Source organism: Lysinibacillus sp. NPDC047702 (genome assembly GCF_050272555.1).
GTDB lineage: Bacteria > Bacillota > Bacilli > Bacillales_A > Planococcaceae > Lysinibacillus.
The window spans coordinates 128,891-143,688 of sequence record NZ_JBNNMG010000002.1 but is presented as its reverse complement, the minus strand read 5'-3'; the positions used below and the strand labels follow the sequence as shown (position 1 = coordinate 143,688).

The following is a 14,798-nucleotide window of genomic DNA, read 5'->3' as shown; positions in this document are numbered from 1 at the left end:
TTCTGAATTTTCGCACAGCATCACAACTTCAAACTACTCAAATTATTCATTTTCTTTGAAATTGTATCATAAATTTATGTTTTAAAACAATTTAATTTCTTGATATGACTTATTGTCTTTGTTTTAAATTTTTAAACCGAATAACGGACCCAGCAATGATGAATATCCAGCCAATGCCGATATAGACAAATTTCATAGTTTTTGTCGAGGATGGTAAAACATCCATGATTGTAAGACACACAAATAGTATCCCAATCACTGATAACAGCATACCAAATGATAAATTTTTCAACAGAAAGCCCTCCTATCTATGTACGTCCTCGATTTTACCGTATTCTAGCTAAAAAGAAAACACTAATCCAGGTAAAAGGATTAGTGTTTATTTCCTTATGCTTGCACATGTGCAAAAAATTCTCCATAAAGCGCTTGTAAAATTTTGTTTTCAAATTCTTGGAGCACACCGAAAACTAGACTTACTTCAGATGAACCCTGATTAATCATCTCAATATTTGCACCTGTTTTGGAAATCGCAGTAGCTGCACGTGCCGCTAAACCTGTATTGTTTCGCATGCCTTCGCCCACAATAACAATCATTGAAAAGCCATGACGCATTTGCACATCATCTGCCTGCAATTCATTTTTCACGCGTGTCAAAATGCGTGCTTCATTGTCTGGTGTTAATTGATTGGAACGCATAATGACAGAAATATCGTCTAAACCAGACGGTGTGTGTTCATATGAAATATTTTCATCCTCTAAAATTTGTAGCAGCTTACGTCCAAAGCCTACTTCACGATTCATTAAATATTTAGAGACATATAAAGTTGAAAAGCCACTGTCTGCCGAGATACCTGTAACCGGACGACCTGTTACAGGACGGCTTGGTACGATACGAGTACCTGGGGCTGATGGATTATTTGTATTTTTTATGTTAACTGGCACCCCAATCTTGTAGACAGGCATCAACGCTTCATCATGGAACACGGAAAAGCCTGCATAGGATAATTCGCGCATTTCGCGATACGTAATTTCTTTAATTTCCACTGGATCATTCACGACTTTCGGATTCGCAGAGAACACACAATCCACATCCGTAAAGTTTTCATAAAGCTCTGCTTCCACAGCTGCTGCGAGAATAGAGCCTGTAATATCAGAGCCACCACGGTCAAATGTACGCAATACGCCCGCTTTAGTGTAACCGAAGAAACCTGGGAAAACAATAATTTCTTTTGTGTTTTTAAGTGGTGCTAAATTGATATATGCCTCAGGTAATGCATAAGTGCGTTCAGGTAAATCATTGACCACTAATCCCTCTTTTGGACTTACATATCGTGCCGGCATACCAATCGAATTGAAATATGCTGCAATAAGCTTAGCATTATTGTCTTCACCTGCCGCTTTAATGCTATCAATAAATAATTCCTTATTGGATTTATCGCCCTGTACACGTTCACGTAAATCATCCGCAATCACGTCACAAATGGCATTATCTAATGCCAAACCATCTGCAATTGCCTTAAAACGGTTGACTACAGTTTGGACTTTCTCTTCAGTATCATCATTTTTTACGGCTGCCATTGCTAAATGAATTAATAAATCAGTTACTTTTATATCATCCCCAGAGCGTTTCCCTGGTGCTGAAACGGCAACGATTTTACGTGCCGGATTAGATTTTACAATGTTTGCTACTTTTTGAATTTGTTCTGCACTTGCTACAGATGTTCCACCAAATTTACATACGATCATATCTATCAAATCCTAACTATTTAAAATAATTGTATTCCTCCAAAAAACAATTGAATGTACACAGTGTACAAATTATCGTTCCTCACGTCAATACAATTTAAAAAATTCACGCAATTTACCGATAGAAAATGGACAATTTTCGCACTGTTTGATTTATTATACGGATTTCATATGAAATAGTTAAGGTTTTTACAAATATTTTTTATGAAATTCATATATTCGTACAAATCTTTGTCTGAATTAGCTTAAATCGTCTAGTTTTCGGAAATTATCGTCATTAGGACATGTGTTGATTTTACTAAATTTTTTGCAAGATTCTTCCCCTGATTTTGTTCCCATTTTGACAGAAATGTAATGGCTTTCTTCTATATAAATAAAAGAAAACGCTTACCTCATTATGATATGCTGAGAAAATAGTGATGTTTGTGCTATTTTAAACTTTGGCGAGCTATAGTCTTTTAGCTATTTGAAACTGTTCGGCAGTGATTAACTTTGGGGGCTGAGCGGTTCTTTGATTGACCCGAGCGATTTTCTCGGGGACCTGAGCGGTTCTTTGGTTACCCGAGCGGTTTTCCCGGGGAGCTGAGCGGTTCTTTGGCCTACCCGAGCGGTTTTCTTGGGAACTGAGTAGTTATTTGGCTTACCTGAGCAGTTTCTCTGGGGCCTGAGCACTTCTTTGATTGACCCGAGCGATTTTCTCGGGGACCTGAGCGGTTCTTTGGTTACCCGAGCGATTTTCTCGGGGACCTGAGCAGTTCTTTGGCTACCCGAGCGATTTTCTCGGGGACCTGAGCACTTCTTCGGTCTACCCGAGCGATTTTCTTGGGAACCTGAGCACTTCGGTCTACCCGAGCGGTTTTCTTGGGAACCTGAGCACTTCTTTGACAGATTCCTCTTAAGCCAAGTAATTACTCCGCTTCTTAACTTTTTCCCTTGATTTCTCTCCCGCGAATTTTACAGATAAACAAAAAAACTAGGCTCACATTCTGTGACACCTAGTTTTATTGTTCTACTTTAATTTTAAATAGCAGTCCAACCACCATCGATGACTAATTCTGCACCTGTCATAAAACGAGATTCATCCGATGCTAAAAAGACTACACCATGAGCAACATCCTCTGGTTCACCGAAATAAGGGAGTTGTGTATATGTTTGATAGAATGGTAGTGCTCCTCCTTCTTCCATTGTTGGAGCCGTCATTGGTGTAACGATAATCCCTGGGTGTACAGAATTGACACGAATTTTATCTTTACCATATTCAATAGCCGCAGATTTTGATAGAACACGAAGTGCTCCTTTTGCTGCTGTGTATGGGCTTGTACCTGCCATCCCAACAATGCCACCAATTGAAGAAATATTGATAATTGAGCCGCCTCCTGCTTTTTGCATTTCAGGAATAACATATTTCATGCCTATGATACAGCCATTTAGGTTAATATCCATAATTTTATTCCACTCCGCCATTTCCATGTTGGCAATCGTTTTTGGTGAAGAAACACCAGCATTGTTTACTAGCACATCTACTTTTCCATATACCTTAACAGCCTCAGCAATAACAGACTTCCACTCTTCTTCTGATGTCACATTATGTTGGATGCCAATTATATCGCCACCGCTTTCTTTAATTTCCTTGACCAACTTGTTCAATGGCTCGATTTGAACATCTGTAGCGATTACCTTTGCCCCTTCTTTCGCAAATAATGTTGCTTCTGAAGCACCCATTCCCATTGCTGCACCTGTGATAATAGCTACTTTACCAGCTAAACGCCCCATATAAAACATCCTTTCTAGATTAGCATTCATTCTAAAAAAGTGAATGCACGATTTATTGTATTTCATAAAATGACTAATTCGTGAACACATTAACAACTAGTTGTATTATCGACACTGTGTCGTTAAGATAATTATATCAGCCATCTATTAAAGGGCAATCAACACAATTTAGCCATTTGATGCATTATCAACAATAAAATTGTTAGTGTTGCTAAAATAGAAAAAATAATACAGGGAGCATGAAAATGTCGAAGAAAAAACAGAAAATGGACCCTCGTGTCATTCGAACACGCCAATTACTAAGGGATGCATTGGTGGAGTTAATTGATGAACGAGGCTATGACAAAATTACTGTACAAGATATAACAGAACGAGCAACCTTAAATCGCGCTACCTTTTATTTACATTATCGTGATAAACTCGATTTACTTTATCAAAGCTCAGAGGAAATACTAGGTGATTTAGTCGGAAGTATAAACTTTACATTTGATGACAAGATGAAATTGGATTTTTTTAAAGTTGAGGATCAGCCACATGATACATTTATGCACTTATTTGAACAAATTTCTTTAAACAGCAAATTATACAAAGTATTTTTAACAGAAAAAAACATTCCCTATTTCTCCTCAGGTATGAAGGATATAATCATTGATTTTGTATCAAATGGCATAAATTATATGCAACCTGATGATAAAAAGCTTACAGTTCCCCATGAAATGGCCATCAGATATTTCGCTGCTGCCTTTCTCGAGGTTATTGTTTGGTGGTTAGAAAATGATATGCCTTATTCACCTAAATTTATGGCTGCCCAGCTAATGACGATTACAGTGACAGGACCTTATATTGAAAATCCTTTTGTAAAATAATAGTTAAATAAAAATCATACAAATACACCCCAATTGTCAGATTGGCGAGTCTGAACAATCGGGGTGCAATTCAATAGGATTGTGCTAATTTTTCACAATCGTTCTTTGAGCCTTTTTAATGATCCTCTCTGTTGCCTTCGATGGAGAATCTTTTTGCCATTCGTCACAAAGGTTTTTGACCCAATCTGGTTGCGTTTTACTAGCATCATTTAACCAATTACCAACAGAATCTTGAACATACTTGGATGAATCTGATTTTAATAAATTTAAAATGGGGAGCGCAATGTGGGGCTTTTCTTTTAAAATTTCAATATGCTTGGTCCATACTCCACGAGGACGAATTGATTCCAAGCTAAATCTACGAATGTTTTCGTCTTCACTTTTCGCCCACTCAATTAGCAAATCTACACTATTCTCAATATTTGCTGAAAGATCCTCTCTAATTGCCATCCAAGCAATTTCTCGAACACCAAAATGATGATCTGCGGCAAAAGGCTGAATATACAACAATTTCTCTTCTAAAGTATAATCATTACTTTTATTCATAAATGCTGCCCAACATCGTACACTATCCGATACATGATGAGAGCATTTTTTGATAATATTCTCTTTGTTAGTAGCACTTTCATCTTTGACGATTGTATCTAATAAACTTCCAATTAAACGTATTGCCTTCATTCCTGTTTCTACTTTTTGCTTTTCTATTTCAGTTAAAACAAATTCTAATTTTTCTTCCAACCCTATGTATGGTAGAACATCTTTTAATAAAGTAATATGGTGAACAGCTTGCCATTCCGTTAAATTAACACTCTCTATTTTACCTTGATTCAGCAGCATTAATACTTCTTTCGGAATATCACTAGCCTTTCTAGCTCCCTTTCTATTTAAAACATCCGCTAGTACTTCCATTCAATAACCTCCTGTAATTGCTGAACATTACATCTTTAATTACTATTAATATTTTTTCTTTGGAATTAATCCCACTATAACATAATGTTCCCTTTCAAATAAATAGAGTCAAGGAACACAATAATAAAACATCAGTAAATTATCATTTTCGTATACATTTAAAACTGATGAAACTGGAGCCCGTACTTACTTTGAACCTGTATTTTCATCAAACTCCATCTTCCAGCTAAAATATTCATTATCGGGGTTTTTCTCATATTTTAAATAGGCATCACCCTTAATAATGTTTTTTCAGTATGATGTTTTGGAGGAGTTGTGACATGGGATGTAATTTTATGCTCTACTATAGAAACTAGTTCATTTTGATTGATAAGAGGAGAATGACATCAGTCGATTGAATGTCCTCTACCTTTTTCCAGCCTTCCACTAATTGAATGCTCCCTTTTGTTTCGAACATTCCTTTTATCTCGCTACTGTTCACTTTCGTTGAAATGCGAGTTTCCTCAAATTCTGCAACTGGCATAAACTGCATTATAAAACGATTTTTTATTGCATGATAAACAATAGCCTCATCATTTGATAGTTTTTTTGGAATAACATATGTCGGTATAATCGCACTATGGCTTTCTACTTTCAAATTGTCAAAAACCCTTTTCTTTTTGGTAAATTGAATTTCATGCTCGTAAGGTAATCCTTTTTTCAAGCTATCTAATACTTTTGCCGTTTTCTCCACTAAGCTTTCCTCTAAAACGACACTTGCTGTACGTTATCTACATAAAAATGGACTTAATTACAATGTATAATAGCCTAGATTAGTTATCAAAATTGGATTCCCTAACAATAGATGGACATAATTATTTGCATAACTGTTATACTGAAAATTAATTTATAATTATTATATAAGAAGTTGTAATTATTATTAATAGGAGAAGGATATATGAAAATAGTAATTGCAGAAAAGCCAGACCAAGCAGCAAAATTAGCTGCCCCCTTTTCTTTTACAAAAAAAGCTGGTTATTTTGAAGTTAAGCCAAACACATATTTTCCAGATGGGGCACTAATTACATGGGCGATAGGGCATCTATGCGAGCTGAAAGCACCTGAGGAATATAATCCAACATGGAAGAAATGGACTTTAGAAACATTACCGATTATTCCAGATCGATTCGAATATAAAGTGACAAAATCAAAATATAAACAATTTAATGTAATCAAAGGTTTAGTAAAAAGACCCGACATTCAAGAAATCATCATTGGTGGTGATGCTGGGCGTGAAGGTGAATTAATTATCCGCACCATTTTGAGAGTGTGCGGTGTTAATAAACCGATGAAACGTCTATGGATATCATCTTTAACAGAAAGCGCAGTAAAAAATGGGTTTGCAAACTTACTACCTGAAGAGAAAACACGTGATATTTATTTTGAAGCACTAAGTCGTTCATGTTCAGACTGGCTAATTGGCATCAACACATCCAGATTATACACTGTACTCCTTAAACGAAATGGTGTGAAAGATGTATTTTCAATTGGACGTGTACAAACACCTACACTTGCACTAATTGTTAAGAGAGAGCATGAAATTGCGAATTTTAAATCAGAAACATTTTGGGAAGTGGAAGCTGAGTTTAATTTTGATGGAGAAATGTTAAAAGCCAAATGGCAGAAGAACAATATTTCAAGACTTCAAGAGGAACGACAAGCAATTGCTACAGCCAATTTTTGCATCAATAAGAACGTAGAAATTACAAGCATCAAAAAAGAAACAAAGGAATATGCACCACCTTTGTTATTCAATCTATCGGCGTTACAGGCTACAGCAAACAAAGCCTATAAATTCTCACCGCAAATGACGCTCGATATTTTACAAAAACTTTATTTGAAAGGCTTAGTTTCATACCCACGATCTGATTCACAATTTTTAACGGATGAAGAAGCAAAAACATTACCAACGATACTAAGGCATTTAAGTAATATCGATAAATATAAAGGTATTCTTCCACCACCGATTCGTTCAATTATAAATAATAAAAGGTATGTGAATGAAAAAAAAGTAACTGATCACCATGCCATTATTGTTACAGAGCAAGTACCAGACATAGCAAAGCTAAGTACAGAAGAAGAAAAGATTTATGATTTAGTCGCCAGACAAGTCATTGCAGCACATTACAACAATGCCATATTTGCTTATACGACAATTCATTCACTTGTGGATAAACGTGCAGAATTCATCTCTAAGGGCAAAGTGCTAATGGAAGAAGGTTGGCGTAAGGTTATTTATCATTCTAAAGATAGCTCATCTATAGACAAAGATGAACTGCTCCCCTTACTACATGATAATGAGCAAGGAATCGTTGCGAAAGTGAACGTTAAAAAAGGTGAAACCCAGCCTCCAAATCGTTATTCAGAGGGTAATTTAATTACCGTAATGAAAACAGCTGGTAAACATTTAGAGGATGCAGAATTAGAAAAAGTTTTATCGAAAACAGAAGGATTAGGCACGGAAGCTACACGCGCAGGCATTATTGGTACGTTAAAAGATCGAAACTATATCGAGGTAAATAAAAACCAAGTCTTTGCAACGGCTAAAGGTATGTTACTAATTGAGGCACTAGGTGAAAGTATCTTAACGTCCCCTTCCATGACAGCCAAATGGGAGCAACGACTTTCTGAAATTGGTGAAGGCAATGCTTCACCTAAAGTATTTATGGAACAAGTAAAAAAGCTTGCTTACAAATTGATTACAGATGCTAATGATCGTGAAAAGATATGGGAATTTAATCAAAATGAAGTGGATAAAATTACTGAAGATAATCCTTTTAATAAAAAATATAAAAAAGTAAAAAAAGTTGTTGGAAAATGTATGCTTTGTGATGGGTCAATAATAGATCATGGTACTTTTTACGGTTGCTCAAATTATAAAACTGTAAACTGTAAATTCTCAGTTTCAAAAAAAATACTCAGTAAAACCATTTCACAAGCTAATTTGAGAAAGCTGTTGGCTACTGGTGAAACTGACTTAATTAAAGGACTAAAAAAAGGCGAAAAGACTTTTAATGCTCACCTTATTTGGAATGAAAAAGAACATAAGATTAATTTTAAATTTCCTCAATAACCACCAATACCAACATGCGTCAAAAAAATAAATGGGCAGGCTGCGACAAGCACTGGAGAAAATCGTCTAGCGTGCTTGCCACGCGTAGCTATTTTTGAAGCGACTCGAGCAGCTAGCACTTTAGCCTAGACGTCATTTTATCCATAACGGCAAAATCTATAGTTTCTTTTACAACAAAAAATGCTCAAGCACGATAGCGAGATAGCTGCTACTGTCCTTGAGCACTGTTCATGTCTACCCTGCCAAAGCTGTTGCAGCGTTTAGCCAATAAATAAACTAATTCTAAAACTCAAATTCTTGAATTTCTTGAATCAGTGTTCGAATGTCTGCAATTATATAGTCAAGCTCGTTTTGAGAAATATACAGTTTTTGATGAAGCATATAGAAATTTAATGCACCGATAATGTAATGCAAGCAATAAATCAACGTTTCAAATGAAGGGCAACCAGTTTTATCTGTCTGTTCCCTTGATTGAATAATACCGGCATCGATAAATATTTTGGCAATTGAATCTATCTGTTCTGTCCACTTTTTTAAGGTTGCAGCTGCTGGAGAATCTTTTTGGATTTGCATTAAAATAATCTCAAATAAATAAGGGCTGCTATAGATGAAATAGTCTAACGTTATTAAAGACGGAAGATCATCAATATTTTCTTCCTTTTCTAACTTAAGTAAATGTTTAAAGCCTTGGTCTAATAAAATATGCTTATTTAAAATATGTTCGTCGTATCGAAGCCATTCAGATACAAAAGCATAGTATTCCACAAGTCCAGATTTTTCCGCACATTCATAGCTAATTGGATTTTGAGCATGAAGATAAGCGAAGGCCTTTACTCCAAGCTCCACATCTGGTTGAATTCTTTCAATATATTTCGGCTTCATTTCTTTAAAATAATTGAAAAGTAAACAAGCAATCGAGCCAACTTTTTTTGCTAATACTGGATTTTCGAAGATTGCTTTATTTAGTTGAATTTCCGTTATACGACCTTTGTAGGCTGGAATTTTTTTCAAAGAAAAGCGTTTCTCTCGAATCGGTGCGCCTTCCATAAACAGATTCCTATGTATTGTCATACATTCCACGTCAAATTCTTCAGGATCTATAGGAATTAACGTTTCCTTCTTAACATATGCGTAATATTGATTCAGCGCATTGATGTAGTCGATTGCCATCAAAAGTTGATCGAAATCGAGCGTTTCGGCACGATAATTCGGTAATTTAAAAGAAGTTAATATTCTCTTAAATGAATAAGTATCCTCATATATGCTTGAAAAATATCCATCTAAGCTTTTTAAAATTACTGTAGCAAGCTGTCCAATGTCAAATAATGGTATATGAAAAGGGAATGGTTCTTTAAAGCATTCGATTTTTAACTCATAGCGTTTAATCAATTGCTCTAACATGAGTTCCAATTTATAATCACTATATTTCTTCTGAAGCTGATGAGCAAGGAATGGCACTGCATTGCAACTAAGTGGATTTTCAAGTTCCTCTTTCATTGGTGAATCGAATTGCAAAAACGCCTTTTGTGTTAAATTTTTTTCACAAAGCGCAATAATTTCCTGCTCCATTAAAGGCAGCTCGGATAATACATCATCTTGCGTATTCGCTAAGACCATTAAATTTGTTCTTAAATTTTTTAAGTATGTTTTCCTATGCGTAAGCCTTTCCAATATATACACCTTCCATTTCTAAAATCTTTTATAATTATTACATATTTTTAGGGAATAATGAACTTATTCCTAGTATTGACGTAAAAATAAGTGGGGATGTAGGTAGATTAGCTTAAAATTCGGGTGTTTGATTAATTTAACGTTATTCAACTAATTTGCATTACAAAAAAGCTTAAGTGCGCGCTAGCATTCCATTTTAGTAACGCTCCTAACTTTTCAAAAAATTAGGAAATGGAATCGTTGAAGGTGTACCATACTTATTACCAATGATTTCTTTTTAAAATAATAAACACGCTGATCCTTTGCTGCTTCTCCTCCAAATGTAAATCGCTTTCCTATTTGTTTAATTGTTTCTTTTATACCTTGTGACAAATAATTTCCATAAAAAATTGAAGGTTCTGTTGATGTATCATAGACGAACTTTACAATTAGCTTGAAAGAAATTTTGCATATATACCATGCTCTCAAATATCATTACGCTTTAAAAAAAGTATTTAAATTATTCCATACTCATTAAAAAAATGATATCAAATAATGGATATTTAACATTCCGAAGTACTAAAAAAGCTCATTTTGAAAAATTTATCAAAATGAGTTTTTTATTAGTTTTTAAATCCTGGTATTTGAACTTAAAAATTACGCTAATAACTTTTTCAGGAGTAAAGTTATCATTTTCACTGTAAAATATAACGTTTATTTACTATCATTTTTCTTCGTATTAAACCATAAGAAAACTATTTATTAGTAACACTCCAAGTTTTATTAGACTTGCTACAAATCTTTTAGGACCACTTTTGAATAAGGGTGCCAATTATTATTCGGCTTTTTTCACCATAAAGCAAACGAGCATACATGGTTCACTGCTATTATTAACACACCAGTGCTCTTCGCCAGCAGGTATTAGTGTTGCATCTCCAGCCTTTTCCACACTGTACTCACCATTACTGTATGTTTCAATTTCTCCACTGAAAATATAAGAATACTCATCTTCATCATGACGGCTCATGCCCACAGCTGGAACTCGTTCGCCAGGTGTTAGTGAAATAACACTCATGCTCACTTCTTGAAAATTCCCTTGCTTTGTAAAAAATTTCTTCATTTCATACATTGGCATACCAATGGGCTCGACTTGATTAATATTAATTTTTTCCATTACATTTACCACCTATTCTTTTTGAAGTTTTGGATCTAAGAAGTCTCGTAAACCATCCCCTACGAAGTTAGCACCAATAGAAATAGAGAAGATAGCTAACCCTGGGAAAGTAGATACCCACCAATTTTGAATAACCTTTGCCCCATCTGATACCATTGAACCCCACTCAGGTGTAGGCGGCTGTGTTCCTAGTCCAAGGAAGCTTAATCCAGAAAACATCAAGATTGCATTCCCTAGGTCAAGTGTTGCCATAACTAGTAAGGGACCAAAGCTATTCGGTAAAATTTCTAAAAACAGAACTCGAACATGTGAAGCACCCATCACGCGAGAAGCAGTAACATACTCGCTTTCTTTTAAGGAGATCACCATTGAACGCATCAATCTTGCATAGTTTGGCCACCATATAATGGCCATTGCAATTACTGAGTTTATAATACTTGGACCAAGCGCTGCTGCAATTACCATCGCTAAAATAAGTGGAGGAAATGCCATAATAAGCTCTGAGAAACGCATCATTACTTCGTCTACTTTCCCGCCTTTATATCCTGCTATTCCCCCATAGAAAATACCAAAAGAAAAGGCAGTTATCACGGTAATTATACCTGCTGTTAGAGAAATTCTAGAACCATACATAACACGTGAGAATACATCACGTCCCAACTCATCAGTACCAAAGAAATGTGATAAGCTCGGTGGCTGGTATCGAATGGTTAAATCTTGTACAGTTGTACTGTGTGTAGCGATTAAAGGTGCACAAATGACAACGATAATCCAAAATGCACAAATGAATAATCCCAATTTAAAAAGAAATCCTTTTTGAGTGATAAAAGAGCTAAATTTTCTCATTATTTATACCTCACCCTCGGATCAATAATCCCATAAAGGATATCAATTAGTAGATTAATAACAACATAAATAAAAGCAATTAATAATGACACACCGCATATAGCTGGGAAATCAAGTGAAACGGCAGATAGGTAGGCATATTGTCCAATTCCTGGCCAAGCAAAAATATTCTCAACTAGCACCATTCCACCTAGTAAATTACAAAATCCTATTCCAGCTACTGTAATGACTGGTATCATTGCATTGGAAATCGCATGTTTAACGATAATTCCAGATTCCTTCAGACCTTTAGAACGAGCTGTGCGTATGTAATCCATTGACAACACTTCAAGCAAATTAGATCTTGTTTGACGAGCAATTAGTCCCATAGTAAAGAATCCTAATACCGTTCCTGGCAGAATCAAATGCATAGCCACATCACCGAATAATTGAAAATTCCCGTTAATAATTGAATCTAGAAGAAGTAATCCTGTTCCTCCCTCAGGAGTTGTTGCTCGTGCATCAATTCGTCCTGGTCCAGGCGTAATGCCTAAAACTGAAGAAAAAATGTTAAGCATGATTAAAGCAAACCAAAAGCTTGGTATAGATACCCCACTAATAGAAACAGTACGAATGATATGATCAATAGCCTTATTTCTGAAAATAGCAGAGATTGCCCCAAATAGAATACCTAATACTAAGGCAATCACCATTGCCACTATCGATAATTCCAATGTTGCTGGGAAGAACTGCATTAAATCATCAAACACAGGTCTGCCTGTTCGTATTGATGTACCCAAATCACCCGTCAATAAGTGTTGGAAGTACAGAAGTAATTGACTAAAAAGCGACTGATCTAGTCCCCACTTTTCTTTAAAAGCAGCAACAATTTCAGGATTATTCATTGCACTTTGGCTCAAATTCGCAGCAACCGGATCACTCGGTACTAAATGCGAAAGAATAAAAACGAAAAGTGCCACACCAAATAATAAGAAAAGCAGAAACACTAGACGCCTAGCAATAAATCTAAGCAATTCGGATCACACTCCCAACTAAAATACAACTTCCTAGTAAATCTCAGGTAAGTAGCTACCGTATGTAGTTACCTACCTACGAGTAGCTGCTTAATTGTAAAAAATTATTTTGAAAGCTTTAATTCATTTAATCGTAATTTATAAAGGTCGTTGTAAGTAACACCTTCAAGGTTCGCACCTACAGCAAATGATTTAGGGTGCTGTACTAAGAATGCATATGGACTATTTTCAGCAACTATTTCCTGCATTTTCTCGGAAATTTCTGCACGTTTTGTAACATCAATTTCCACTTTCGCTTGTTCAGCTAAACTTACTAATTCTGCATTTGCTGAAGACTCCCAGTTTGCACGTTTTCCTACTATATCACCTGGAATAAATGCTAATTGGTTGCTTAGATCGTAGTAGTCAGGTGACCAGTGCATCACTAGGAATGGTGTTTTTCCATTTCGATAGTCTTCGATAACAACCCCAACATCTCCAGTTTGAATTTCTACATTAATATTAATTTTCGCAAGATCTTCTTTTACTTTTTCAGCAATTGTTACCCACGAAAGTCCTTCTGAATCATAATTAGCAGCTGTTAGAGGTACTGTAAAGCCTTTTTCATATCCTGCCTGCTTCATCAATTCCTTTGCTTTATCTAAGTTTTGATAATTATCTGGTCTAGATTTTGCACCAACAAAACCATCTTGAACAAATGACATTGGTAATAATGAGCCATCGCCTGCTAATAGCTGGAAGCCTTTATAGTCAAGTGCGTAACGAACAGCTTGCTGAACAAGTGGGTCCGCCATTTCTTTTCCTATTTCAGTACTATTATTCATTAGTAAGAATGAAATTGTTGAAGTTGGTGAAGATACTACCTTGGCATTTCCACCCTCTTTGATGCTTTTCACTTGGTCAGGTCCAACGCTTAATGCTACGTCAATTTCACCTTTTTCAAGTGCTTTAATTTGTGTATTTGGATCCGGAATTTCTTTGATGATAATCTTACTCGCATTCACAGTACCTGTATAATTCGGATTCTTTTCAAGAACCATCTCTGTATTTGGAGTCCACTTCGTTAATACATATGGACCACTGCCTGCTGATGCCCCATCTAGATAAGTAGTGGCTGCATCTGTTGAACTTGCATCAGCTGCATCTGAACCACCTTGTTCCTTCACAACTTTGCTATCTACAACTGCAAAGGCATTACTTGTAAGTTTTGAAAGGAATGATGCATCCTTTTCTTTAAGATTGACAACAACAGTCTTGTCATCTGGTGCTTCCACGCTAGCAACTCCTTCTGCAAGTGCAGAGGCATTATCTTTTAAATTTATTGTACGATTAAAACTAAATACTACATCCTCTGCAGTTACAGCATTACCGCTCGAAAATTTACGACCCTCATCTAGCTTAAATGTATACACAAGTCCAGATTCGTCTACCGTATATTCCTTTGCAAGTGCTGGCTTTGGTGTAAGATCTGATCCTTCCAACGTGTATAAATTCTCATATGTTGCATAGAAATAGAAATTCCCAAACACTTCATAAGCACGAGCTGGATCTAATGTTTTCCAGTCGGAAGCAACCCCAATAACGATTGTATCCGTGTTAGATGTGCCTCCAGATTCATTTGTTTTTTCTTCTTTATTGCTACAGGCGATAAGTGATAGAGCCAATACCAATAGGATAGAAAGTAAAGAAATTTTTTTCATCATCCAAAT

General features: G+C 35.8%; 11 protein-coding genes and 1 pseudogene. 2 read left to right on the top strand and 10 right to left on the bottom strand.

Going from position 1 to position 14,798, the window contains the following annotated elements; all coding sequences use genetic code 11:
• Window positions 1-109 precede the first annotated feature (109 nt).
• From ACQKIM_RS01880 to ACQKIM_RS01870, 3 genes are all read right to left on the bottom strand, one after another.
• Window positions 110-292 (bottom strand): hypothetical protein, encoded by a 183-nt coding sequence (locus ACQKIM_RS01880; RefSeq protein ID WP_427538205.1) that lies wholly within the window; start codon window positions 290-292, stop codon window positions 110-112.
• Window positions 293-387: 95 nt separating this feature from the next.
• Entirely contained in the window at window positions 388-1,746 is a 1,359-nt protein-coding gene (locus tag ACQKIM_RS01875) for an aspartate kinase (protein ID WP_427538202.1), read from the bottom strand.
• A gap of 1,020 nt (window positions 1,747-2,766) precedes the next feature.
• On the bottom strand, window positions 2,767-3,519 hold the full coding sequence (locus tag ACQKIM_RS01870; protein ID WP_427538199.1) for a glucose 1-dehydrogenase: 753 nt from the start codon (window positions 3,517-3,519) through the stop codon (window positions 2,767-2,769).
• A 245-nt stretch (window positions 3,520-3,764) separates the two neighbouring features.
• On the opposite strand from ACQKIM_RS01870, the gene ACQKIM_RS01865 reads away from it, so the two are divergent.
• The gene (locus ACQKIM_RS01865) at window positions 3,765-4,385 is read left to right on the top strand and encodes a TetR/AcrR family transcriptional regulator (protein ID WP_427538196.1); all 621 of its coding nucleotides are present in this window, start codon (window positions 3,765-3,767) and stop codon (window positions 4,383-4,385) included.
• 84 nt (window positions 4,386-4,469) lie between these two features.
• Here ACQKIM_RS01865 and ACQKIM_RS01860 read toward each other — a convergent pair whose 3' ends face one another.
• Together ACQKIM_RS01860 and ACQKIM_RS01855 are read right to left on the bottom strand one after the other, a co-directional pair.
• Complete coding sequence (locus tag ACQKIM_RS01860; RefSeq protein ID WP_427538193.1) at window positions 4,470-5,294, bottom strand: DNA alkylation repair protein; 825 nt, start codon at window positions 5,292-5,294, stop codon at window positions 4,470-4,472.
• A gap of 269 nt (window positions 5,295-5,563) precedes the next feature.
• Window positions 5,564-6,060, bottom strand: a pseudogene (locus ACQKIM_RS01855) (DNA topoisomerase); the annotation flags it as partial.
• Between the two features lie 171 nt (window positions 6,061-6,231).
• On the opposite strand from ACQKIM_RS01855, the gene ACQKIM_RS01850 reads away from it, so the two are divergent.
• The gene (locus ACQKIM_RS01850) at window positions 6,232-8,406 is read left to right on the top strand and encodes a DNA topoisomerase III (RefSeq protein WP_427538190.1); all 2,175 of its coding nucleotides are present in this window, start codon (window positions 6,232-6,234) and stop codon (window positions 8,404-8,406) included.
• A gap of 282 nt (window positions 8,407-8,688) precedes the next feature.
• Here ACQKIM_RS01850 and ACQKIM_RS01845 read toward each other — a convergent pair whose 3' ends face one another.
• The 5 genes from ACQKIM_RS01845 to ACQKIM_RS01825 form a co-directional block, all read right to left on the bottom strand.
• Entirely contained in the window at window positions 8,689-10,077 is a 1,389-nt protein-coding gene (locus tag ACQKIM_RS01845) for a hypothetical protein (RefSeq protein WP_427538187.1), read from the bottom strand.
• 814 nt (window positions 10,078-10,891) lie between these two features.
• Window positions 10,892-11,230, bottom strand: coding sequence for a cupin domain-containing protein (locus tag ACQKIM_RS01840; protein WP_427538184.1), 339 nt, complete (start codon window positions 11,228-11,230; stop codon window positions 10,892-10,894).
• A gap of 12 nt (window positions 11,231-11,242) precedes the next feature.
• Window positions 11,243-12,076, bottom strand: a complete 834-nt coding sequence (locus tag ACQKIM_RS01835; protein ID WP_427538181.1) for an ABC transporter permease — start codon at window positions 12,074-12,076, stop codon at window positions 11,243-11,245.
• Window positions 12,076-13,089, bottom strand: coding sequence for an ABC transporter permease (locus ACQKIM_RS01830; RefSeq protein ID WP_427538178.1), 1,014 nt, complete (start codon window positions 13,087-13,089; stop codon window positions 12,076-12,078). Before ACQKIM_RS01830 ends, ACQKIM_RS01835 begins: the two co-directional genes overlap by 1 nt.
• A 104-nt stretch (window positions 13,090-13,193) precedes the next feature.
• Entirely contained in the window at window positions 13,194-14,792 is a 1,599-nt protein-coding gene (locus tag ACQKIM_RS01825) for an ABC transporter substrate-binding protein (protein WP_427538175.1), read from the bottom strand.
• Window positions 14,793-14,798: the final 6 nt, after the last annotated feature.